Source organism: Specibacter sp. NPDC057265, assembly GCF_042668835.1.
GTDB lineage: Bacteria > Actinomycetota > Actinomycetes > Actinomycetales > Micrococcaceae > Specibacter.
In genome coordinates this window covers 14,504-37,851 of record NZ_JBHUYE010000013.1, presented here as the reverse complement: position 1 = coordinate 37,851, position 23,348 = coordinate 14,504, and the positions used below count along the sequence as shown (strand labels likewise).

Here is a 23,348-nt window from a genome sequence, read left to right as displayed (position 1 = left end):
TTAAGGAGCCCGCATGGCAATTTTTGCCGACATGATCAGGGAAAGTTCGGTCCTGGGTCCGGGCGACGCCGAATGGCTGCACCTCCTGGTGGGGGACTGGCAGATGATCGCCGATTTGTCCTTCGCCGATCTGGTGCTGTGGTTTCCCTCCAATGACGGCGGCTACGTGGCCCTGGCGCATGTGCGTCCCTCCACCTCGCACACCATGTTCCATGCGGACTTTGTGGGGGACAGGATCCAGCCCGAGCTGGAGGACCTGGTGCAGTCGGTGTGGAAGAGCCAGCACATTGAGCGCTCGCAGGAGACCAAGATTTGGAACTCGGACACTGCCATGCGCGTGGAGGCGATCCCCATGGTGCGCAACGGGCGCACCCTGGCCGTCATCACCACACACATGGACCTCTCCAGCTCCCGCATGCCCTCACGGCTGGAACTGACGTACCGCCAGTGCGCCTATGACCTGCTGAAAATGGGCACACTGGGGCTATGGCCGGATTTTGCCTCACCGACGGGTTCACGCCGCGGCGCCCCCCGGGTGGGTGATGGCCTGCTGCGCCTGGATGTGGACGGAATTGTGCAGTATGCCAGTCCCAACGGGGTCTCCGCGTTCCGGCGGCTGGGCGACGGGGATTCGCTGGAGGGCCGCTCCCTGGCGGAGGTCACCACAGGTCTGCTCAAGGACCGGCGCATGGTGGATGAGTCGCTGCCGCTGGTGGTGACCGGGAGGATGCCGTGGCGCACTGAAATTGAATCCCGCGGCGTGAGCCTGTCCCTGCGCGCCATCCCGCTGCGGGACGGCACCGAACGCTTCGGCGCCCTGGTGCTGTGCCGTGACGTTTCCGAGCTGCGGCGCCGGGAACAGGAACTGGTCACCAAGGACGCCACCATCCGTGAAATCCACCACCGGGTCAAAAACAACCTGCAGACGGTGGCAGCCCTGCTGCGGATGCAGTCGCGGCGGATGCACAGCGAGGAAGCGAAACAGGGGCTCGAGCAGGCCATGCGCCGGGTGGCCACCATTGCGCTGGTGCATGAGACCCTCTCGCAGGGCCTGGCGCAAAACGTGGACTTTGATGAGTTGATTGACAGGCAGTTCCGGCTCTCCGCCGAGGTGGCCTCACCGCTGCAGCGGGTGCGTACGGAGCGTGAGGGGGAGTTTGGGGAACTGCCCAGCGACTTTGCCACCCCGCTGGCGCTGGTGATCAATGAACTGGTGACCAACGCCGTCGACCACGGTTTGCAGGATCAGGGCGGGACGGTCTGGTTGTCCGCCGACCGCTATAAGAACGCCTCGGGCGATGACGCGCTGACGGTGCGGATTTCCGACGACGGCGTGGGCCTGCCCGAAGGCAACATTGCCGAGGGGCTGGGGTTGCAGATTGTGCGCACCCTGGTCACCAGTGAGCTTGGCGGGACCATTGACTGGTCCACCCGTGTGGGCGGCGGGACCGTGGTGGAGCTGCAGATGGCGCTTATTTCCCGGGCGTAAAGAAATGGCGGCCAATTAAAAGCAAAGGGCCCTGACGCTCCGCCGCCGGGGTGGAGTGTCAGGGCCCTAAGGCAAGGGGTGCCTAGCTGGCGCGGCGGGCGCGGGCTGCGCGGCGCTTCATGGCGCGGCGCTCGTCCTCGCTCAGGCCACCCCAGACGCCTGCATCCTGGCCGGATTCAATGGCCCATTTCAGGCAGGTGTCAATCACGGGGCAGCGTCGGCACACGCTCTTTGCTTCCTCGATTTGCAGCAACGCTGGACCGGTGTTTCCCACGGGGAAAAACAATTCCGGGTCCTTGTCGAGGCAGGCTGCGCGACTACGCCAGTCCATGCTGATCACTCACTCCTTGTTTAAACACGAAAACCATCTTGTGAAAAAATTCACTTTAGGCCACATAAGAAAAGGCCCGTGCTGGGCCTTGTAGGTCATTGCCATAAGCGTGTCATGTTAACTCCGTGTAAACAAGGGGTTTCGGCCCACTAATTGGCTCGCGGCCATGAGCGATGCATCACAATGTCCTACCTCCTCCCTGCGATGTTTTGCCTTTGTCCGATAAGGTGCTCATGTGCCTAACAATCCCCCTGCGCCCGCGCCGATGCCCAGCCCGAACGGTCCGCAGGAGTCGGCGGCGGCCCGGCCCGTGGGTGTGTTCGTCATTGCAGTGGTGTTGGCGCTGCAGGCGCTGGCGGTGGGATTCATTGCCGTCCTGTCCATTGTCTCGGCCTTCACCACGCCCATGGCTTCGGTGGCGAGCGGCGTGTTTTTTATTGTCCTGCTCCTGGCCCTGGCGGCCGGACTGGCGGCCGTGGCTGTCAATGCCTACCGGGGCATGCGGTGGACCCGCTCGGCGGCGTTTGTTTGGCAACTGCTCATGCTGGCCATTGGGGTGCCCGCACTGCTGGAGGGCAATTTCCTCCTCGGTGGCGTCATGGTGGTGCCGGCCATTGCCACGGCCTACTTTCTCTTCACCCCCACGGTGGTGGCGTTTTCCCAGCGCAGCAACTCCGAGCCCCCCGTGCTGTAGCGTGGGCGCGGCACCCAGGGGTGCCGCTTCCAACTCCTGAAGTCAGCGCCGGAGGTCCTGCGGGAACTGGAACCAGCTGCTGCACCCGCGCTCCACCAGCACCGCACGTCCCGGCGGCTCGCCACCCATGGTCTGCAAGCGAACACCAAACAAGTCCGCATCACCTGCACGTTGGGGTGCGAGCACCACGCCCTGTTGTGCCGATCTCAGCCCCCATTCCAACGGCAGGGCTGAGAGTTCAGGTCCCGGGTAATTGAACGCGGCCACCAAACGGCCGCCCTGTGCCAGCCAAATGCCGAGCGCGGCACAGTGGGCCGCCGTGAGCTGCGCGGCATCGTCGAGCCACAAGCTTCCGCCCGGAAGTGCCCCGGAAGGGAGGGCCTGCCCAGCTCGAACGTACAGACCACCATTGAACTTGGCCAGGACCTGCAGGAAGGTGCTTTTCCCCGACCCCGGCACGCCCACCACCGGCAGCACGGCACCGGGGGGCAAAGCAACGCCAATGGCGTCCCTGCCGTCCCCGCCCAGCCCCAGGGTCAAAAGCGGGGAAGTGGGCGCGGAAACCGCCGGTCTTGCCGCTGCCAACTCCTCCACGGCAAGCGCCGAGGGCAGGGGCACCACCTGCAGGACCGTCCCCGCAGCGCAGCCTCCGCCAATCTCCCATGCCTCGCGTTGGGCAGGCGTGGGTTTTGAAGCTGGAGCGAACTGCGCCACGTGCAGCCCGTTGCCGTTCGACCCCGCGGGGTCGAAGGGGCCACACACGGCGGCCCGGCCAGGCAGTGGGGCGAACCGCGGCAGCGTGGGCCACAGCAGGGTGGATTCACTGCTGCTGCCGTGGGGGATGTAGACCCTGTTGGGCATGGCTGGCAAAAAAGTGGACCCCAGCAACTCCCTGCCCCCGCCCACGACCACCGTGAAGTTGCTGCTGCCAAAGCGGATGAGCTCGCCCATGGTCTCCTCGGCGCCATGCCACGGGCTGGCCCGCAGGCCGGCAAGCCAGCGCGCCCAATTAGTGACGCATAAAACGATGGTGCGCCCGCTGGTTTCGGCGCCCTCCGTGAGCCGGGTCAGCAGATGTGCCGCCGTGCGCAGCTGGGAAGGCAGCAAATGGCTTCCCACGCACGGGTTGGCGTGCCACGGCGCCAAGGAGCCGTCGCCGTCCAGCAGGTACAGCAGGATCCGGGCCCCTGCGGGGGCTGCTGCATTGGCGGCCAGGAGCTGTCCGGCCAGCAGGGCAACCACTGCTGAGGACTGTGCAGCAGTCCCAAAGCAGGCAACATGGGAGTGCAGTTCCGGCCGCCACCACAGCTCATGCAGCGCTTGCTGCTCGGGCGCGTCCACCAGTGCCGCGAACACCCCTTCCGTGCTGCTGCCGCGAGCGCCCGGCATTGCTGCAAGCTTTGCCGGCAGCTCCGGTGCCACCACGGCCGGCGCTGCCGGCGGCCGTGGTTCGGTGTTGTCCTGCAACAGTCGCCACCCCCGGTGCATCAGCTCCGCCACGCCATCGACGTCGCTGGCACGGCCCGGCGGGCGGTTTCCGCCGCAGCTTGCAGTTGGCCTTGGGGTGTTCAAATGCTGCACGGTCTCCTGGATCACCGGCAGTTGCTTCCCCCGGTCAGGGGGCAGGGCCAAAGTTGCGCTGTGAAACTCCTCCGGTGCCGCCCCTGCCCGGCTGATGAAGGCCCGGCCAGGGTCGTCCACGCCGATGGTGGCGGCCACGGAGCTGCCAATGACGTCACTGGAGTCAAAGCCGGACTGCACGCGCAGGCAGATGGAACTGGTCACGTTCGCGCGGATGTCGGCATTGATGGCACCTTGTGGCCGTTGGGTTGCCATGACCAAATGGATGCCCAGGGATCGTCCCACAGCTGCCAGGCGCATCAGTTCCGCAAGTGCGTCAGGGAACTGGTCCACCAAGACGCGGAACTCGTCAATGACCACCACCAGGTGGCCCATGGGGTGGCGTGCGGGGTTGTTGGGCGCAGCCAAACGTGCCAGGGCGCGGTACTGCGCCGCATCGGCTGCCTCGGCCTGGGCCAGGGCGGTCTCACGGGTCCGCAGCTCGGCCCGCAGGGATGCCAGGGTCCGCTCCACGCCGTGGCCGCCCAGATCCGTTATCAGGGAGCTGGCGTGCGGCAGCTTGCCCAGCACACCCAATCCGGCGCCACCCTTGAAATCAATGAACACAAAGTGCAGGTCCGCGGGGGAGTGGGCAGCTGCCAGGCCACCCACCAGCGTGCGCAGAAATTCCGATTTTCCCGATCCAGTGGTGCCGGCCACCAGGAGGTGCGGGCCATCATGGTCAAGATCCAGCATGGCCCAGCCCCTTCCCGTCTGTCCCAGTGGCACGGGGCGCAGAGGACCGCCCAGCGACTGTTGCCACTGACGCATCACGGCTTCCGGTGTGCACAGTTCGGGAGCGGGCAAGGTGCAAGGTCCCAGCGGCGCAGCTGGGGCGAACATCCCACCGGCCCCGGCTGAGGCAGGCGCGCCCCAATGGGCCGTGGCCTCCTGCCTGGACCTGGCACGGGCGCAGCCGTCGAAAACCGCCGCCGGCACGCCGTCGGGCACGAACTCGTGGGCAGCTGCGGATCCCATCATGCGGTTGCCTGCCGCCGCGATATGGATTGCTCCGCCGGGTTCGTCCGCAAAATGCACCACCCGCAGCTTTTCAAAGTCCGGCACCCATGGCGGCACGGGCACTTGCAGACACAGCAGGATGCAGGGTGCGCCGCCCCTTGGTGCTGCCGCGCTGTCGAGGTGCTGGAGTTCGCGCAGGGCAGCGGCGGCTGTGGTGGACAAGGACGTGCGGGGCAGAAACCGGGCGGACAGCGGCAATAATTCCGCCGGCCCCAACACCACCACCGGCATTGCCGCGGCATCCAACTGCAGCAGGATAAAACGCACCAGGGACGCCACGGCGTTGGCAGCACCACTGACAACGAGGGGAGTTGACGTCAGCGCGGCACAGAACGGCAGCATCGCCACCCGTGGCGGCGTGAACCCCGGGTCACGGGGGGAGACCACCAGTGCGGCACGCCGTGGGGAACTGCCCAGTCTGAGGGCAACAGCACCAGCAATATCGGCCGGGGGCAGGCGTGGTGGCGGGGGGACTGCCCCATGGCTGGCAAAAACCAAGGTGGCGGCGTCCGGAAAAGTCTTGGACTGGCGGCTGACATCCTGGATTACGGCGGCGGTGACAGCCTTGCGAAACACCTTGCGCCGGGTGGTTCCGCTGATCACTGGGCCGACCATGGTGACGGCCCCGACGGCGGAGAACGCCAAAAACATCCAGGAACCCAAGGTCAGGGCCAAGACCAGTCCCAAAATCAAGGGCAGGGTGCCAGCCAGCACCATGGCCCAGCGGCTGCTTGCGGAACCGGCGGCCTGGGGCACCATCAAGGGCTCCAGAGCGGCCGCGCTCAACAGCTGGCCGGGAGCTGTTTGCCTTCCCGCTGCGGGGGAGGCTGGGAAGCGAAGCTCCAAAACGCTGCTGCCGCAGCCAATGGCCATCCCCTCCACAATCTTCATTCTGCCGTGGAGCGCGGTGGCGGCAGCGGTGGGGGCGGATCCGGCACCACGGATGGTAAATCCGGTGGACCCTCCGGCTGCGGACAGCAACACTGCTTCTTCACTGACCACAAGGGTGCCGTGGTGCCGGGAAAGGGCGGGGTCGGCGATCTGGATGCGGCAGTTGCCCCGGCCAATGCTGTACTCGCCCCGGTGCAGAGCAAAAAGGGCCCCCGCTCCGGGGCCGGCCGCGACGGCCAATACGGCGGCAGCACCCAAAGCTTCAGAACCCGGAACCCCACGTCCAGCAGGAGGGCCATCTCCGGCGGCACCGGGCAAGTTGAGGTTACCGGCGGGAGGCCACGCCACCACCACCGCACCGTTTACTAAAGGTAGCTGGCCTGCGTGGAACAGACCCAGCGGTTCGCCAGCAACCGTGAACGAGCACCCGGGCCAATGGGGAGCCAGCGCCGCTTCCAAGGAGGTGCCCGAACAATCCGCCACAGCGGTCTCCGCCGGCCACGTGACGCTCAGTTCGCTCACCGGTCCACCGCCAGCCGCAGGATGAATGCCCGCCACCACCGTCAATTCCAGCAGCATGGCACCTCCAATGCGACTGGGCCGCCTGCCACGAGCCTAGGCGGAACACTGGCGGGGCGGGGCACCGGAGACGGCACGTGTCCACAAGGAGACCCTGCGGCAAGGCTGTGGGGGAAGCGGCGATGACTTTGTGAGCGCCGGCACGTGCGCACGGTCCTTGGATAACGTTCGGGTAACCTAGGGAGATAGTCCGTGGCTCCGCTGTGCCCGGAAATCACCACCAAGCACCGCAGGAGAGTTTGTGAACGCTGACCTGGTCGTCGTTGGTTCGGGTTTCTTTGGCCTGACCATTGCAGAACGTGCCGCCACCGAGCTTGGACTGAAGGTGGCTGTTCTTGACCGCCGCCACCACATTGGTGGCAATGCCTACAGTGAAAATGAAGCGCAGACGGGCATTGAAGTCCACCGTTACGGCGCGCATCTGTTCCACACCTCCAATGAGCGCGTGTGGGAGTATGTGAACCGTTTTACACAGTTCACCAACTATCAGCACAAGGTCTACACCTCCCACAATGGCGAGGTCTACCAAATGCCCATCAACCTGGGCACCATCAACCAGTTCTTCCGTTCGTCCATGGGTCCGGGTGAGGCGCGTGCGTTGATTCAGGAACAGGCCGGAGAGTTGGCTGGGACGGATCCGGCCAACTTGAACGACAAGGGCATTCAGCTCATTGGCCGTCCCCTGTATGAAGCGTTCATCAAGCACTACACGGGCAAGCAGTGGCAGACGGATCCCAAGGACCTGCCGGCGTCGATCATTTCCCGTCTGCCCGTGCGCTACAACTACGACAACCGCTACTTCAACGACAGCTACGAGGGTCTCCCCGTGGACGGCTACACCGCCTGGATTGAGCGGATGGCTGACCACCCGAACATTGAAGTGGTGCTGAACACCGACTTCTTTGACGACGGCGAGTACTCCCGCAAGTCAGTCATTGGCCAAGTGCCGGTCATCTACACGGGCGCCGTGGACAGGTACTTTGACTACGCCGAGGGCGATCTGTCCTGGCGCACCATTGATTTGGAGCAGGAAGTGCTGCCGATCGAGGATTATCAGGGCTGCGCCGTGATGAACTACCCGGATGAGGCGCAAAAGTACACGCGCATCCACGAGTTCCGCCACTTCCACCCGGAACGCACCTACACCAAGGACGCCACGGTGATCATGCGTGAATTCAGCCGCTTCGCCGAGAAGGGCGATGAGCCGTACTACCCGGTGAACACTTCCGATGACCGCAGCAAGCTGCTGGCCTACCGCGACCTGGCCCGTGGGGAGCAGGACGTGCTCTTCGGTGGCCGCCTGGGCACCTACAAATATCTGGACATGCACATGGCCATTGGTTCGGCGCTGAACATGTATGACAACAAAATCAAGCCGCACTTCACCGGCGGAGCGAAGCTGCAAAGCGGAGGAGTGGACGCGTGAACGTAACGCAGGTGTTTGAGAGTCCGACGGCGACGATTGAGCCTGAGCGCAGGAGCACCCTGCAGCGGATTATTCTGCCTAGCGAAGGGCAGGTGGATACGCTTCCGCTGTACGTGGATGCCGGCTCAGCCAGCGGTATCCGCCTGAGCGAGAATGACGAGCTGGCCCGGTCGCCGAAGTTGCCCGAAGACAAGCTGCGGCTGTTTAGCTCGGGAGGACCAAGCGTCCACTTCGATGACATTCTCAGCCGCAGGGCCATGAATGTTCGTGCCGGTGAGCAGGTTTCCTTCGGCACCTACTTCAATGCTTTCCCGGCCAGCTACTGGCGGCGGTGGACCGATGTGCGGAACATCCAGCTGGAAGTCACCACCAAAGGTGGTGGCACCGTCACTGTCAGCAAATCCAATGCCCGCGGATCCGTCCAGCACGTCGAGTCTGCCGGTGTCAGTGGCAGTGCCACCACGGTATTCGAGCTGTCATTGGTGCCCTTTGGCGATGGCGGCTGGTACTGGTTTGACCTCGCGGCCGACCACGAGGGGATGACCCTGGAGGGAGCCCAGTGGACAGTGCTGGAGGCACCCCGAACTTCCGGCCAGGTGACGTTGGAAATCACCACCATGAACAAGCCGGATTTCTGTTTGAACAATGCCCGCCTTTTGGCAGCCAATCCGGAAGCCCTGGAAAACGTCAGAGAAGTCCTTATTGTTGACCAAGGCAGCAAAAAGGTCCGCGACGAGGAAGGTTTCGCGCAGGTAAGTGCCTCCCTCAAAGGCAAGTTGCGGGTCATTGATCAGGGAAATCTGGGCGGCTCCGGCGGTTTTGCTCGCGGGATGTACGAGGCTGTGGAAAACGGCAGCGACTACGCATTGCTCCTTGACGACGATGTTGTGGTGGAACCCGAGAGCATTTTGCGTATGTTGGCGTTTGCCGACCGCTGCAAGAAGCCCACGATTGTGGGTGGCCACATGTTTGACCTGCACAACCGCAGCGTCCTGCATACCTTTGGCGAAATTGTGGACCCGCACCGCATTGTGCCGGCTGCCCCCCATGCTGACATGGAAATGCGCCACGATTTTAGTGTCGCAAACCTGCGCCAAACGTCATGGTTGCACCGTCGGGTGGATGTTGACTACAACGGCTGGTGGATGTGCATGATCCCCACCGCCGTCATTAAGGAAATTGGCCTCTCCCTTCCTGTTTTCATCAAATGGGATGACGCCGAGTATGGCCTGCGTGCGAGGTCAGCAGGATTCGCGACTGTATCCTTGCCCGGTGCTGCCGTATGGCATGTGTCGTGGCTGGACAAGGATGACATGGTGGGCTGGCAATCCTACTTCCACGAACGCAACCGCCTGATCACCACACTCATTTACAGCCCTTATCCCAAGGGTGGACGCGTGCTGCGCGAATCCGTTCAAGCGGACGTGAAGCACTTGGTGTCCATGCAGTACTTCACCGAACACGGCCGTTTGGAAGCCTTGAAGGATATTTTCAAGGGTCCGGAGCAGCTCCACGCAACACTTGTCACCAAATTGCCGCAAATTAACGCCCTGAAGGCTCAATACGACGATGCTCAACTCAGGGAAAATGTGGATGATTTCCCAGCGCCGGTGTTGGGACGCGGACCCACCGGTGGAACGCCCATGGGGTTGCCACATAAAAAGGACTTGGTGGCGTGGGGCATCAAGACCGTGGCCCGGCAACTTATCAAGTCGCCAGTACCGGATGCTGCGGTTCGCCCGCAGGGAGTCCTGGCTCATCGAGACAGCCGTTGGTTCCGACTGGCACATTACGATTCCGTCGTGGTGACCAATGCTGAGGGCACAGGCATGTCGTGGTACCGCCGTGACCCCAAACTGCTTCGTTCCATGCTTATGGAATCCGCCCGGCTCCATGCACGCCTGGTACGCGAGTGGGACGAGCTCGCCGAAAATTACCGCAACGCATTGCCAAAGGTCACGTCCATGGCGGCATGGAAAGAAACCTTCGACAAGCATTCCGTGGACGGTCAGTAGATGCCAGCTGTTGACAACAAACTGACCACACCGGGTGCCGGGCGCGGCCTGCTGGGCGTGTATTCCAACAGGTTCCTGCTCAAACTGCTGGTACGCAAAGAGATCAAGGTCCGCTACAGGGGTTCCGTGCTGGGCCTGCTGTGGTCCTATGTAAAGCCACTCATGCAGTTCATGATTTACTTCGTGGCTCTGGGCATCTTTTTGAATCTGCAACAGGCAACACCCAACTACGCCATCTACTTGTTTTCCGGCATTGTCCTGGTCAATTTCTTTACCGAGACCCTTGGCAATGCCACCCGGTCAATCGTGGACAACCGCGATCTCATCCGGAAAATCTATCTGCCCCGGGAGCTCTTCCCCGTGGCCACGGTGCTGGTCTCCGCAGCGCACTTTCTGCCGCAGGTGGTCATTCTGCTGGCGGCGAGCTTGTTGGTGGGCTGGACGCCGTCGGTTCTCCAGCTGTTGGCAGCCATCGCTGCCTTCATCGTGGTGGCCATTTTGGCCACGGGGCTGGGCCTGCTTTTCGGTGCCGTCAATGTCTACTTCCGGGACTCGGAGAACATTGTGGACATGATTCTGATGGTTGTCACGTGGGCATCTCCGGTGTTGTACATCTGGACCATGGCACGGGATGCGCTGGGGCCATGGTTTGCGTTGTACCAAGCAAATCCCATGACAGTGGCCGTCGAAATTTTTCACTGGGCGTTCTGGTACCCCACTCTGGGGACTGATCAAGTTGCCATGGTTGAACTGCCTCCGCAACTGCTGTCACTGTGGTTGCCGGTGTCCTTGGCTGTCTCCCTGGCTGTGTTGTTCATAGGGCAGCTCGTTTTTCGTCGCCTTGCAGTCCATTTCGCTCAGGAGCTTTAGCATGACCGCAGCTGACACCGTCGCCGGCAACATCGCCATTACCTGCCGCAACCTTCGCAAGGTCTTTGTTTTGCGCAACACCCGGTCCATGAAGGAATCCATCGTCTGGCTGGTGAAGGGGCGCAAAGGCGATCTCTCCAAACGCTTTGATGCGCTCAAAAACGTTTCCTTGGACGTCGCCCAGGGAGAGACTGTCGCCTTGTTGGGTCTCAACGGCTCCGGCAAATCCACTCTTCTGAAGCTCATTTCAGGTGTTCTGCAGCCCGACGAGGGAAACGTGCAGACGCGCGGCCGTGTGGCCGGCCTCATTGAGGTGGGCGCAGGTTTCCACCACGACCTCAGTGGCCGCGACAACGTTTACCTCAACGGGGCCATCCTTGGCATGACTGAACAACAGATCAACGAGAAATTTGATTCTATTGTGGAGTTCTCTGAGATTGGCGAATTCATTGACACTGAGGTCAAGTTCTATTCCTCCGGAATGTATCTGAAGCTTGCCTTCTCCATTGCCGTGCACACCGATCCGGAAGTGTTTTTAATTGATGAAATTTTGGCTGTGGGGGACGAGCCCTTCCAGCGCAAATGCATCAAGAAAATCAAGGAGCTGGCCGCGGCGGGAAAGACGCTCTTCGTTGTCAGCCACGACTTGGATTTGGTTTCCACCGTGTGCGAACGTGGTGTGCTCCTGGAACATGGAAAAATCGTCATGGATGGGGACGTCCACGCGGTCGTAAAGGAACTACGGCGGCGGTCCGAAGACGTCCCGGCAGAACGGCAACTGCCTCCTTCGCTTTGAACAGGACCTAAAAACTTGCCAGTTCTAAGGCGTGGGGCGCAGGACTATGCAAGAGACGGGAAGCCCTCCCTTAAGCCACCCCTCCGGGGCTATCGGCACGGACGAGGAGCCCAATGACGGGTTCTCAACACATTGCGTGCGCGCCTGCTCCACACCCTGTTTCCAATCCGGCCCGCCGCTTCGAGCGCTGCCCGAAGGGAAGAAATAGGCGCCTTGGAGGACTACGAGAGCTGTCAGGGCCGCGGCGGCTGCCTGTCGGGATTTCAATCCCCCACACAGGGCGGCGAGTGGGAGCAGGGAGAGCAGAAACATAGATGGCACGGTTGAGTAGCGGGAGACAAAGAATTGACTGAACCACTGGGCCTGAGTGAAATTGGCGTAGTCGAAGTACGGCGTGAAGTTCAAGATCAAGGTTGATCCCCACACCGCAACCGAGGCCAGCACAAGCACGATGCCCAAAATCCTTTGTTGCGCATTGCCCTTCACCAGAATGAAAATCCACACAGCTGCAAATGCCCAGGCGGCGATGAGCGGTGGCCAAAAACCGTAGTTTTGGATATTTACACCAATTTGGGCAGAACCACCGTAAAGCAGTGCCGACGAGGTATTGACAAACCAGCCCACGATGACAGAGAGCAAATCAACAGGATACGTGTAGTTATCTGACCTCGGGTGCAAAATTGTCGTGGTGAACTGCATGGCCAAGCCCAGTGCCAGCCCCGCCCTGGCAGGCCACAAGCCGCGTTCTTTGAACCGCCACAAAAACATCGGCACGAAGAGCACCGCCACTATCTCCGTCAACGAGACCAAGAGAGCCACCGTAAACAACATTGCACCCTCGGCCCGGGACTTGGCTGGTTTCACCAGGAGCCACAATGAAAGCCACAGCAAATACGAATGAATATTCGCAAAATTCCCCAAAGTCTCAATGGGGGCCGGCGCCACAAAAATGGTGATGGAAGCCCAGCCCAGCCGCGCATACACATTGGTGGTGATGGCTTTACTGCAATGAAAAACAAGCAGCGCCACGATTCCAACCACGACGCAACTTAGCAGGTTCATGGCCAAGCCATAGTCGTCCACACGGAAAAAACGGACCACGCTTTTGGCTGCAAAACGTGGAATCACATGGAGGTAACCTTCGTAAGGGGCGAAAATATCCAGCACACCCTCGCGCTGCAGTGCATCACGAAGGAAAATTCCGCCATCCTCTGCCCAGACAACACCCCGGGAAGTGGGGGGCATCCTCACTAGTGCCAAGGCTGCCGCTACAAGCACCGCAGCGACGGCAACCGCCGATTTAAGGCTCCAGACCGTAAACCGTGGTTTCATGTGCACACCATTCAATTGCTGATTCCTTTGGTCCTGTAATAAAGCGGTAATCACAACGTTGTGCCAGTACAGAAGCCCCGGTAAAGCAGGAACCTAGGAGCAGGCAGTAATGCGAAACAGCCGTGCTTCCCCAACCTCCGCCACTAATTCCGCGGCAGGGGAATCCTGCAGGTTTTCCAGGCCCGGAAAACTGTGGGATCCACCGTGGATTTCTTTGCTGCCAAAGTCTAAGACATAACGGACGCCCGTGGCCTTCACGGCCGGGCATACGTTCGGGTCGCTAAGCGCATTGCGTAAGGAGTTGTTGATAATTTCAATATCCGCGGGGTAGGTACTTAATACATGCCGTGATGTGGTGGAGCGCTCGGCCAAGGCGTAGGCCAGGGCAGCCCCGGTCCACGGATTAACGGCTACAGTGGCCTCCGGTGGCACCAAGACACCCAGCCGCTCTATAAGTGCCATCTCATCAGAGGACACAACCTCAGAGTCCGGGGACTCAACGTAGTTTTGCGCAGCGGAGGCCACGGCAACGCTAATGGGCTTTCCCTGAATGCAAATCACCAACGAAGCAGCCAGCACCACGGCGAAGCCGGCGTTGAATTTGGCCGACCCCGCGGCGGATGCAGTGGTGCGCCCTGACCTGCCAAGGATTCCTTGCAGCAGGGACTGGCCCAGCAGCACAAGACGCTCGAACCCCAACGCGGCTAACGGGACGGCTGTCAACGGAAGCACGGCGGCCAGCCGGTAGCTGTCGTTGTACCAAACCCCCGTTAATGCGTTGCGGAGGTAGCTGTCCGGAAACCCCACAATGACGACGAACAGTGATGCAATTAAGGCGTAGCACCCAAGGATCCACCAGTGCTGACGCTTGCGCAGGGCGCTGTACAGCCCAAGAACCACCAGAACGGAAACAACAAGTGCCACCGGCCGTCCCATTGCTGAGTTGGTGGCAACTTCCCATGCGCCCCCCAGTGGTGAGCGATACCTTTGCCAGAACGCCGCGTCGGCAGGCGGACGAATATATTTCCAGGCAACGCCCAGAATCATCAGGGCGATCACGAGCAGGCCAGCCACCCACCGCGCTTCCATCCGTTGTGTCCTGGGATGACCAGGAAAAATGTAACGGCAAAGATAGGCAAATAGCACCACAGGCACGCTCAAGGCCACCAGGGACATGGCCCCGTTGGGATGGGCTATGGCGATGCCCACTGCAAGCAGCGGCGCGAGCGCGAAGCGGGCAAGGGCAGAGCCGGGACGCAGCTGTCCGACCCGGAAGAACATGGCGACGGCGCTTAGCCCAGCCGGGAGCAGACTGATGGAGAGGAAATTGGGGTAAAGGACACCAAAGTCCAAGAGCAAAAGCGGAAAGGCGGAAAAGCCGGCAGCCAAGGCGCCGCCAAAACCCACAACCCAAGGTTTCGCCCCGACCACTGTGCGAACCAGCAGCATGCAGCCCAGTGTCCAGACAAAAGCGGCAATGCCCATATTGAAGGCATTGGCCGCAACAGCAACTGGAGCTCCTGTGAGCTGGACAAGCACGGCCGCAAGGCCGTGCCACGCAGCAGGGTAGAAGTACGGGGGATTGCCACCGTTGGTCATGTTGGAGAGCGTCAGTGAAGAGGCGTCGCCGGTGTCAATGATGTATTGAATGGCATTGAGGTGAAAAATGCCGTCAAATGTCTGTGAGATATTCTCCGGTTCACCAAAGACTCGCACAAGTTGCCACACCAGCATGCCTGCCCCCACGGAGAAGCCCAGCCAGGGCCACATGGTTTGTTGCGAGCCCGGTGGCGGCTCGGGCGCATCACTGGCTAAACGCCGTCGAACGAGCAAAAGAACAGCTGCCAATAGCAGAGCGGCAATAACGAGGGGCAGGATCGACCACGCCAACCCCAGCTGGCCGGCGACAACTGCGCAGACAGCGCTCAGAGCAACAGTCAGTGGAGCGGCAACTGCAGCGGCGTGAAGCCCACGCAACCCCAGGGCGAACGCCACGACGCCGCCGGGTACAAAAAGGAGGGCGACAGCGGTTAAGGCGACAGGGATAAAAGCTGCCCAGCTCATTGTAAATTCCATTCGGGGATCAAGCCGAGCCTGGCACAGCACCAAGGTGACGGCGGTCGGTAGTCACAACCGGACTAGCTTTCAATCCTAGCGTGCCGCTCCTGTCCGCTAGAGCGGGTGGATTCCGGGGCCGGGGCAAGGAACGCTATCCTAGTGAAAGTGTGTAGATCGAAAAGCGTCGGTCCGAAATACCTTATTGAGGGGAAGATTCTGTGAGCCGTCAGCGGTCCGGACCTATTAAAGCCGCGGTGGCACTGTGTTCCGTGGCTCTTTTGGGCGCCTGCGCAAGTGCTCCGCCAGTGGACTCCGTCAGAGGTGCTCTTATCGTGGTGGGCAGCGGCACCCAAGAAGGTGAAGTGGGACTCTGGCGTAATGCTTGGGTTGAAGGCAATAACAACGGTGTATCCGTTAATTTTTCGCCGGATGGCGAGGATGTCGGGATAACGGCACTGCAAACAGGCAACACCCATGTTGCCACTGCGGATACCCCGCTCACGGAGAGCGCATCCGCAGCAGCAGTTGGCGCCTGTGGACCTGGCGGGGCCTTTTCCGTGCCCACGTCAATTGCACCTGTCGGTGTGGTTTACAACCTCAGCGGTCTGCGCGGACTTAAACTTGATGCTTCAGCGTTGGCAAAAATATTCAACGGCACGATTTCCTCTTGGGACGATCCCTACTTGCGGGCACTAAACCCGACCCTGGAGATGCCAGTCCAAGAGATCCGGCCGGTAACCTCCGCCGATGAATCAGCCATAACTCTCGCTGGGACCAGCTACTTGGCGCAAAACGCGGCTGAAATGTGGTCCGCTGATGCGTCGCAGACGTGGCCAGAGGAAACGGCCGGTCAGCAAGTTGAACATGACAGGGACGTGGCAAAAGAAGTCGACGACCAATTTGGCGCCATTGCTTTTCTCAATGTTAATGCCATTGGCAACCGGTTCAGCACTGCGGCACTTGAATTTAGCGATGGTTTCTCCCTACCCACTACTGAAAACATTGACAAGGCGATTGCCGCCAGTCAGGTATGGACTGCCGACTACGGCGTCGCCGTCAACTTGGCCTCCGAGCAGGGCGCTGGATATCAGTTGGCTTCAGTTCGCTATCAATCATTTTGTTTCCAGTACCCCAATGAACCAATAGCAAAGCTTGTGGAATCTTGGGCCGCCTATGTAATCAGCGAGCCAGGACAAGCCAAGGCCTGGATTGCCCTAGACAGCTACTCTCCCAGCCGCGCAGCCCTAGATGCCGCCCAAGAGCTGGTAGCAAGCATTGACCATCGATAGCAGCGGACAAGGAACATTATCCGTGGACACTGTGAAAAACAAAATAAGCAAACGGAGCAGCATGTCGGATACCTCACGAAGCGGCTCACCCAAGATATCCATTGATAAAACTGTGAACAGCCCCAAGCGCCTCTTTATGAGCCTTTTTCTGGCCTTTGCCGTGCTGGGTGGGATTTGGTCTGTGGCCACTCCCTTGATGGCATATCCCGATGAGCCATCCCACACCATTCGAGCGGCCGCTGTAGTTCGCGGTCAGGTTACGCCCCAGGAAGGCCAGTCCTTTGGCAATGGAGTGCATGTGCTGGTTCCCTCATACATTGCCAATCTTGAAGGTCAAAGATGTTTTGTGTTTTTTGCAGATAGGACTGCTGACTGTGCCCCGGTCATTCCCGGGCAGGACACTTTTGACGCGATCGGCGTAACGTCCGCTGGTGCCTACAATCCCATGTATTACGCGGTGGTGGGCCTGCCCAGTCTGGTGATGTCGGGCGCGCCCGCACTGTATGCCATGCGAATTGTCAGTGTGTTGTTTTCCGCCGTCTTTTTTGCAGCCGCCTTCATGTCCCTTAATAGGCTCCGTAAAGCCAAATGGCCGCTTGTCACGGCGACCATTGCCGTAACGCCCATGGTGCTTTTTTTGTCATCGGGCATCAATCCCAATTCCCTTGAAATTTCAGCTACATTAGCCGCCTTCTGCGCCTTCTTGGCCGTGCTTGACCGTTCCGGGGATCTTAGAAGCGTCGTTGCGCCAATAGCCACCGTTGTCCTGTCAACGGCAGTCCTGGCTAATACCCGTTCGGTGTCACTGGTCTGGCTGCTGTGCGCCGTGGTCGGTGCCTGCCTATTCTTTAGATGGGAAAGCACCAAGCGGGTGCTGAGCAACCGGCTCGTGCTCATCGGCATGGGAATTGCTGCTGCCGGTGTAGTCTTGGGCTTGCTCTGGATGGTTTTGGCATCTCGCGCACCAGCCTCCAGCGGCTCGGCTCCTGAGGGTATTGTGAACCCGGCGCCGGGGGTGGCGCCTTATCAGGCCTTCGTGACAATGCTTGATCGAACGTTTGATTTCATTCCGCAATATATTGGCATTGTCGGCTGGCTCGACACCGCCGTACCTCAAGGGGTGATGGCATTTTGGAGCATGCTCTTCATTGCCTTGCTGCTTTTGTCACTGTTGGCACGGCCCCGCAAGCTTGCCATTTCCATGGCTGTGGCACTCGTGGCCGTCGCAGTGGTGCCCGCTTTGCTGCAGGCAATGCTCATTACCACCGTGGGGTTTTTCTGGCAGGGCCGCTACACCATGCCTCTCGTGCTAACGCTCTTTGTCGCTGCTGGGCTCGCGCTCAGGACGCGCGGCTTCCCTACGGGCCGGCGACGCCGCTCCGTAGCCCGTGCATTGTTCTGGGCTGCTCTTGCAGCGCATGTCATTGGTTTTCTATATGTGCTGCGCCGTTACGTCGTCGGAATCATCGACATCAGTACGTGGCAAACGATGATCAGCCACCCATCATGGCAGCCTCCGCTTGGCTGGTTTGTCCTGACACTCATTTACGCCGTGGTGATGTTGTTTGTGGCCCAGCGCTTTTATGCATTTTTGTTCCCGGGACACAAACTTTTTGTTGCGCCCGCAATACGGCTAAAACGCAAAGAGCTCGTTTGAGGTAGTGAACAGCCCGCTCAAAGGGTGAAAAAAGCCTCTCCCGTCCTGACTTTCCGGGCAGGACGGGAGAGGCTTTTTGATATGCGCGGCTGTTGCGGTCTATCGATCCAGAAGTCGGAGCAAGTAAGCGCCGTAACCGCTCTTTACCAGCGGTTCAGCGCGCTCGCGCAACTGCTCATCGGTGAGGAAACCTTGGCGCCAGGCAACTTCCTCAGGTGCCCCAATTTTCAAATCTTGGCGGTTTTCTACGGTTCGCACAAAATTGGACGCATCGTTAAGGTCGCTAAACGTTCCAGTATCGAGCCAAGCGGTCCCGCGCGGAAGAATTTCCACTTGAAGTTTTTCGCGCTGCAGGTACATCTTGTTGACATCAGTGATTTCCAGCTCGCCGCGGGGCGATGGCTTGAGGTTCCGGGCAATCTCAATAACATCATTGTCGTAGAAATACAGGCCAGGCACCGCATAGTGGCTCTTAGGGTGCGTGGGCTTCTCCTCCAGGGACAGCGCCTTGCCAGCCTCGTCGAATTCCACTACGCCATAAGACTTGGGATCGCGGACCCAGTATCCAAACACCGCACCGCCGTCTATATTGGTGTGCCGACGGAGTTGCGAACCCATGCCCGGGCCGTAGAAGATATTGTCCCCCAGCACCAAAGCGACAGTGTCGTTGCCAATGTGGTCCGCGCCCAAAACGAACGCCTGCGCCAAACCGTCGGGGGAGGGCTGCTGCACGTAGGTGAGGTTGACACCAAATTGGGAACCATCTCCAAGCAGACGCTGAAATTGTTCTGCATCGTGCGGCGTGGTGACGATGAGAATGTCCTGGATACCGGCCAGGATGAGCGTCGAGAGGGGATAGTAGATCATTGGTTTGTCGTAGACGGGGACCAACTGCTTACTGATGCCCAAAGTAATTGGATGAAGCCGTGAACCGGTACCGCCGGCCAAGATTATTCCTCGCATGCTATAGATCATGTCGCAGATGGCAAACGACAGCAAACTCACGAGTCGATACTTGGGCGCCTACGTTTTGTGCCGCTACTATAGAATTGCACAATGCTCAATCGTGAAACGGATTCCGCCGTCGTGACCGGGAAACTGCACCGTCCGAAGGTCTCGCCGGGGCTCCGTTTCGGCAAAGCCTTGGATCCGCGTAATAACAGTTTAAATTTCATTCGTCTGATCTTGGCGCTGATGGTTCTTTTTGCCCACAGCTTCCACCTTGTTGGGGCCGGCAACGGCCCTGGGTTCAAAGGGGAGAACCTCGGCGGGTGGGCGGTGGCCGGATTCTTCGGCATCAGCGGCTACCTCATCACCGGGAGCCGGTTCAACAACCGTCTTGGCACATATTTAATTCATCGAATAGCCAGAATCATCCCGGCCTTCCTGGTGTGCCTGGTGGCCATGGCTGCCGTCTTCGCGCCCATTGCCTACTACGTGCAGCATGCTTCCATGCATGGCTTCTTTCAAACGCCCACCACGCCGCTGAACTCCATCTTCGCGAACATGTTCTTGAAGATCAACACCTATGACATTGCCGGCACCCCTGCCGAAGTGCCGTACCCCGGGGCGTGGAACGGCTCCTTGTGGACACTTTATTTCGAGTTCCTGTGCTATTTGCTGGTTGCCGCGTTGGGGACCTTCGCCTTCGTCAAGAAGTCACCGTGGCCCATGGTGGCGGCGTTCCTGCTCAGTGTCGCGGTGTGGGCCAACATGGAACGGCTGGCTCCCTACATGCAAAACAGTCTGGACTTTAATTTGCTGGCCCGCCTGGTGCCGTTTTTCCTTGGTGGCGCGGTGGTCAAGGTGTTTTCCAAAAAGATCGGGCTTAGCTGGCAGGGCGCCGCAATTGCAATGTTGATCGCCGTCGTAACTGTCTTTGGCTTCGACGGATTCGGCAACCAGTTGGCGGCACCCTTCCTCGCTTACGTGGTGCTGTGGGTGTCCACTTGGTTGCCCAGCCCGAAGGTCATAATGACAAACGACGTTTCCTACGGTGCCTACATTTACGCATTCCCCGTGCAGCAGATGCTGGCAGTATTTGGTGCCTACCATTGGGGTGTTTGGTGGTTCACTCTTGCGGCACTCATTGCCACGATGCCCTTGGCCATTGCAAGTTGGCTTGCCATTGAGCAACCCATTATGAAGCTGGCTCGCCGACGCGTGTAACTGGGACAGAATGCAACGAGGGCGGGCGTTAACTTTCTGACGGAACCGTGACGGAGCTGGGCTTCTCATTGGCGGTGCTCACGGTGGAGTGGAAAACCCAATGTTTGTAGAGGAAAAAGTTCCAAATCATGGTCAGCGCGGTGGCTACAATTTTGCCTACAGTGTAGGTCAAATCCAAGTTGTGAAAGAGATTGACAATGACGTCCGTCATGAATGTATTAAAGACCACCAAAGCGCCGTAGCGAATCATGCTTGATCCTCTGCCCCGGGTCGACTCGAACGTGAAAGACCGCTGTGCAAGGAAGTTGAATACGAGGCTGCTCAGGAATGCAATGGGTGTGGCTATCCAAAGGTCGACAGCAAATCCTTCATGCAGAAGGACCAACAACCCAAGATCGATGGCGAAAGAAAGTCCGCCCACCAACAGGAACCTCATAACGCGGTTGCTGGACAGCCGTCTAAGCCAAAGCCGCCCTGTAACGTGTTTGGCCTGTGGCATACGCTGTGAGTCTCCAAAGTTAGAAAATATGTAGCCTGAAATACCGGTTTAGGCCGTAATTCAACATCGAATCACATTGCAAAAAGTCTACCTTGGGATGTGAACGCCGGCCGAACTACCTGTGGTTAGTCAGGCCCTTGCATCCTCAAAGGCGCATAGTTCATAGGGTAATCTGATGGATAATGTCTACTCTCCTGCGTACTCGCCGCCAACTACGTCACGCGCCAATTGGCACAACGATGTTCCGCCGGTCAATGATGATTTTTCCCTTTATTGCTGCACTTTCACTGCTGTGGGCTTTTGCCTCGCCGCTCATGTCTGTGCCCGACGAACCGGCCCACACCATCAAGGCTGTGTCTGTCGCGCAGGGGCAGCTGCGCGGAACGACAGGCAATAATCAAGGCGACCTTACTCTTGTTCAGGTTCCATATTATATTGCCGCCATTGGACAGCAGGCATGCATGGGCATGAAGCCCACTGTCACGGCGGACTGTGCGCCGCCTGTCAATGGAGATGCCAGTGAGAAAGTCGACGCCGTCACGAGCGCAGGCAACTATAACCCGGTGTATTATGTGATTGTTGGCAGCCCTTCTCGGTTTCTCAGCGGTGAGTCAGCGATCTATGCAATGAGGGCAGTAAGTGCATTGCTCGGAGCCTGCTTTCTCTCGCTGGCGATAGCTGCTGCTGCCAGTATGCGGCGTCCGTTTTGGCCCACAACTGCTGCCCTGGTGGCAGTAACTCCGATGGTTCTTTATCTAAATGCATCGATTAATCCCAATGCTTTGGAAATTGTCACCACCGCCTCATTATTTCTCAGCATGTGTTTGGTGTTCGAAAATCACAAACAACTGTCTTCGGCGCGATTTGCAATGGTGGTGGTGGGTATATCCGGGGCCATACTGGCTAATACCCGAGCACTGTCCCTAATTTGGTTGACGGCAGCAGTGGTTGCAGCCGTCATTATTTACGGCTTTCAGCCGCTGCTTGCGGTGGTCAAAAATCGCCTCGGGCAGACAATGATGGGCCTTATTGCCCTAGGATGTTTAGCCAGTCTCGCCTGGCTCGCAGTTGCAAACAGCTTTAAAAGTCTGGGCGGAATACCCAGCGAAGTAACACCGGATCAGGCTTTCTTCACCATGCTCGATCGAACATTCAGTTACTCCTCCGGATACATCGGAATCATAGGGTGGCTCGACACCCCGGCTCCGGGCGCGGTCATAACCTTTTGGTCCTTTGCGTTTGCAACATTGATTCTGGGCGGGCTGTCAATGAGCCGTGGACGAGGCAGAATCGCCGTGTGTCTGATTTTGCTTGCCGTTATACTTTTGCCACCCATTCTGCAGAGCCAGGTCATCACGGAATTGGGTTATATCTGGCAGGGGCGCTACCTGCTGGCGCTCTTTGTGTTGCTTGTGCTGACCTGTGGCATTATTCTCCGGGAGCGTCCAGCGCCGCAGGGTGAGTGGGCACAGTCAGTGGGACGTTGGTTTATTGCCGGTGCAATTGGCGCCCATATTTACATGTTCATCTATGCGCTTCGTAGATACACAGTGGGAATCCAGCAACAGACGAACTGGACTGAAATGTTTGACTCGGTGTGGCAACCTCCGCTGTCGTGGCAGGTTCTCGCTCTTGCTTATTTGCTTGTTCTTCTCATGGGTGGCGTCCTGGCGTACAAGATGCTGTTGTCCAGATCAACGGTGACTATTGAGAATCTGGCGGGGTCCGCCGATCTTGGAGATTCCATCCCGGATGCCCGCGATCGCCGACACTAGCCGTTTGATGCGTTGCGGTGCCAGAACCGTGACGATGGCCAAGTGGCGGTAATCGGCCAAGACAGCCTTCACGGCCCAAGCAGGTTGGGAGCGCCAGTATCGCCTGACCAGCAGGAGGCGATTTCGGAAAATGTAATAGTAACGAAAGTCTGCTGCCGTGCGGATCCGCAAAGGACGGCCTGCAATGGAAATCGGCCTGCGAAACAATGAGGCCGTGACCATGGCACCAAGTGCATGTCCCAGACGTGCGTCCGGGGCCAGAACGCACTCCATTCCAGCGTTCCTTGCACGCAAATAATATTCAGTGTCCACGCCGTCAATGAAAAGCTCGTCCATGAGCGGTCCCAGTTTGTCCAGAACCTCCACGGGTATCAATAAGCCTGACTGTATGGGTTCGCCCCCCAGGACAATGCCCTGCACATGTCCGCGGTGTCGCGTTGACAGTCCACTGATGATCCCTGGAGCCACCAGGGCAACAGGAATGGAGTGCGCGATGGCGTCGGCGTAGGCGCTCAAGAGCTTAGTGGTGTATTCAGGCTCAAGATGCGAATCCTGGTCCATTGTCATGATAAACCGAGGATTGCTGCTGTGCGCAACGGCAGCATGAATTCCGGCATTTAGGGCACTGGCAATGCCGGAATTGCTTCCCATGCGCACAACGGTAACACCCAGGTGTTCCAGCTGGGCCAAGATGCCACTGACATCTTGGGTGCTCCCGTCGTCGACGGCCACTACATGCCCCACCTGCCCAATAAGCGCAGTGCAATTGCCCACGACGTCGTCACTCGGGTTGTAAAGGGACAATACTGCGGCGACGGAACTATTTGTTTCCATGGTG

17 protein-coding genes are annotated in these 23,348 nt (G+C 59.3%); 10 read left to right on the top strand and 7 right to left on the bottom strand.

The window, feature by feature from the left end; genetic code table 11:
* The first annotated feature begins 13 nt into the window (after positions 1-13).
* Positions 14-1,489, top strand: a complete 1,476-nt coding sequence (locus tag ACFUCV_RS10515; protein ID WP_380815339.1) for a sensor histidine kinase — start codon at positions 14-16, stop codon at positions 1,487-1,489.
* Between the two features lie 82 nt (positions 1,490-1,571).
* Here ACFUCV_RS10515 and ACFUCV_RS10510 read toward each other — a convergent pair whose 3' ends face one another.
* A complete protein-coding gene (locus tag ACFUCV_RS10510; RefSeq protein WP_038469266.1) occupies positions 1,572-1,820 on the bottom strand; it encodes a WhiB family transcriptional regulator in 249 nt (82 codons plus the stop codon).
* A 235-nt stretch (positions 1,821-2,055) separates the two neighbouring features.
* Here ACFUCV_RS10510 and ACFUCV_RS10505 point away from each other — a divergent pair, with 235 nt between their 5' ends.
* Entirely contained in the window at positions 2,056-2,514 is a 459-nt protein-coding gene (locus ACFUCV_RS10505; protein WP_380815337.1) for a hypothetical protein, read from the top strand.
* Positions 2,515-2,556: 42 nt separating this feature from the next.
* Here ACFUCV_RS10505 and ACFUCV_RS10500 read toward each other — a convergent pair whose 3' ends face one another.
* The gene (locus ACFUCV_RS10500) at positions 2,557-6,624 is read right to left on the bottom strand and encodes an FtsK/SpoIIIE domain-containing protein (protein ID WP_380815335.1); all 4,068 of its coding nucleotides are present in this window, start codon (positions 6,622-6,624) and stop codon (positions 2,557-2,559) included.
* 241 nt (positions 6,625-6,865) lie between these two features.
* Between ACFUCV_RS10500 and glf the strand changes: the two genes are divergently transcribed.
* Genes glf through ACFUCV_RS10480 form a run of 4 tightly spaced genes read left to right on the top strand, consistent with a single transcriptional unit; the run spans position 6,866 to position 11,731 of the window.
* Positions 6,866-8,050, top strand: a complete 1,185-nt coding sequence (glf, locus tag ACFUCV_RS10495) for a UDP-galactopyranose mutase (RefSeq protein ID WP_380815333.1) — start codon at positions 6,866-6,868, stop codon at positions 8,048-8,050.
* Positions 8,047-10,065 carry a glycosyltransferase gene (locus tag ACFUCV_RS10490; protein WP_380815331.1) on the top strand — a complete coding sequence of 673 codons (2,019 nt, stop codon included), beginning with the start codon at positions 8,047-8,049 and terminating at the stop codon, positions 10,063-10,065. Before glf ends, ACFUCV_RS10490 begins: the two co-directional genes overlap by 4 nt.
* Positions 10,066-10,935, top strand: coding sequence for an ABC transporter permease (locus ACFUCV_RS10485; RefSeq protein ID WP_380815329.1), 870 nt, complete (start codon positions 10,066-10,068; stop codon positions 10,933-10,935).
* A 1-nt stretch (position 10,936) separates the two neighbouring features.
* Positions 10,937-11,731: an ABC transporter ATP-binding protein gene (locus ACFUCV_RS10480; protein WP_380815326.1), complete on the top strand. Its 795-nt coding sequence runs from the start codon at positions 10,937-10,939 to the stop codon at positions 11,729-11,731.
* 24 nt (positions 11,732-11,755) lie between these two features.
* Here the strand turns inward: ACFUCV_RS10480 and ACFUCV_RS10475 are convergent, their stop codons facing one another.
* Together ACFUCV_RS10475 and ACFUCV_RS10470 are read right to left on the bottom strand one after the other, a co-directional pair.
* Positions 11,756-13,078: a hypothetical protein gene (locus tag ACFUCV_RS10475; protein ID WP_380815323.1), complete on the bottom strand. Its 1,323-nt coding sequence runs from the start codon at positions 13,076-13,078 to the stop codon at positions 11,756-11,758.
* A 78-nt stretch (positions 13,079-13,156) separates the two neighbouring features.
* Positions 13,157-15,127 carry a DUF6541 family protein gene (locus ACFUCV_RS10470; protein ID WP_380815320.1) on the bottom strand — a complete coding sequence of 657 codons (1,971 nt, stop codon included), beginning with the start codon at positions 15,125-15,127 and terminating at the stop codon, positions 13,157-13,159.
* Positions 15,128-15,339: 212 nt separating this feature from the next.
* Between ACFUCV_RS10470 and ACFUCV_RS10465 the strand changes: the two genes are divergently transcribed.
* Together ACFUCV_RS10465 and ACFUCV_RS10460 are read left to right on the top strand one after the other, a co-directional pair.
* Positions 15,340-16,410 carry a substrate-binding domain-containing protein gene (locus ACFUCV_RS10465; RefSeq protein WP_380815318.1) on the top strand — a complete coding sequence of 357 codons (1,071 nt, stop codon included), beginning with the start codon at positions 15,340-15,342 and terminating at the stop codon, positions 16,408-16,410.
* A 22-nt stretch (positions 16,411-16,432) separates the two neighbouring features.
* Positions 16,433-18,067, top strand: a complete 1,635-nt coding sequence (locus ACFUCV_RS10460; RefSeq protein WP_380815316.1) for a DUF2142 domain-containing protein — start codon at positions 16,433-16,435, stop codon at positions 18,065-18,067.
* 99 nt (positions 18,068-18,166) lie between these two features.
* Here the strand turns inward: ACFUCV_RS10460 and rfbA are convergent, their stop codons facing one another.
* A complete protein-coding gene (gene rfbA / locus ACFUCV_RS10455) occupies positions 18,167-19,030 on the bottom strand; it encodes a glucose-1-phosphate thymidylyltransferase RfbA (protein ID WP_380815418.1) in 864 nt (287 codons plus the stop codon).
* 93 nt (positions 19,031-19,123) lie between these two features.
* Between rfbA and ACFUCV_RS10450 the strand changes: the two genes are divergently transcribed.
* A complete protein-coding gene (locus ACFUCV_RS10450) occupies positions 19,124-20,236 on the top strand; it encodes an acyltransferase family protein (RefSeq protein ID WP_380815314.1) in 1,113 nt (370 codons plus the stop codon).
* A 28-nt stretch (positions 20,237-20,264) separates the two neighbouring features.
* Here the strand turns inward: ACFUCV_RS10450 and ACFUCV_RS10445 are convergent, their stop codons facing one another.
* Positions 20,265-20,672: a GtrA family protein gene (locus tag ACFUCV_RS10445; RefSeq protein ID WP_380815312.1), complete on the bottom strand. Its 408-nt coding sequence runs from the start codon at positions 20,670-20,672 to the stop codon at positions 20,265-20,267.
* 245 nt (positions 20,673-20,917) lie between these two features.
* Between ACFUCV_RS10445 and ACFUCV_RS10440 the strand changes: the two genes are divergently transcribed.
* Positions 20,918-22,510 carry a DUF2142 domain-containing protein gene (locus ACFUCV_RS10440; protein WP_380815310.1) on the top strand — a complete coding sequence of 531 codons (1,593 nt, stop codon included), beginning with the start codon at positions 20,918-20,920 and terminating at the stop codon, positions 22,508-22,510.
* Here the strand turns inward: ACFUCV_RS10440 and ACFUCV_RS10435 are convergent.
* A complete protein-coding gene (locus tag ACFUCV_RS10435; RefSeq protein WP_380815308.1) occupies positions 22,430-23,344 on the bottom strand; it encodes a glycosyltransferase in 915 nt (304 codons plus the stop codon). The two genes, ACFUCV_RS10440 and ACFUCV_RS10435, sit on opposite strands and share 81 nt — an antisense overlap.
* Between the last annotated feature and the right edge of the window lie 4 nt (positions 23,345-23,348).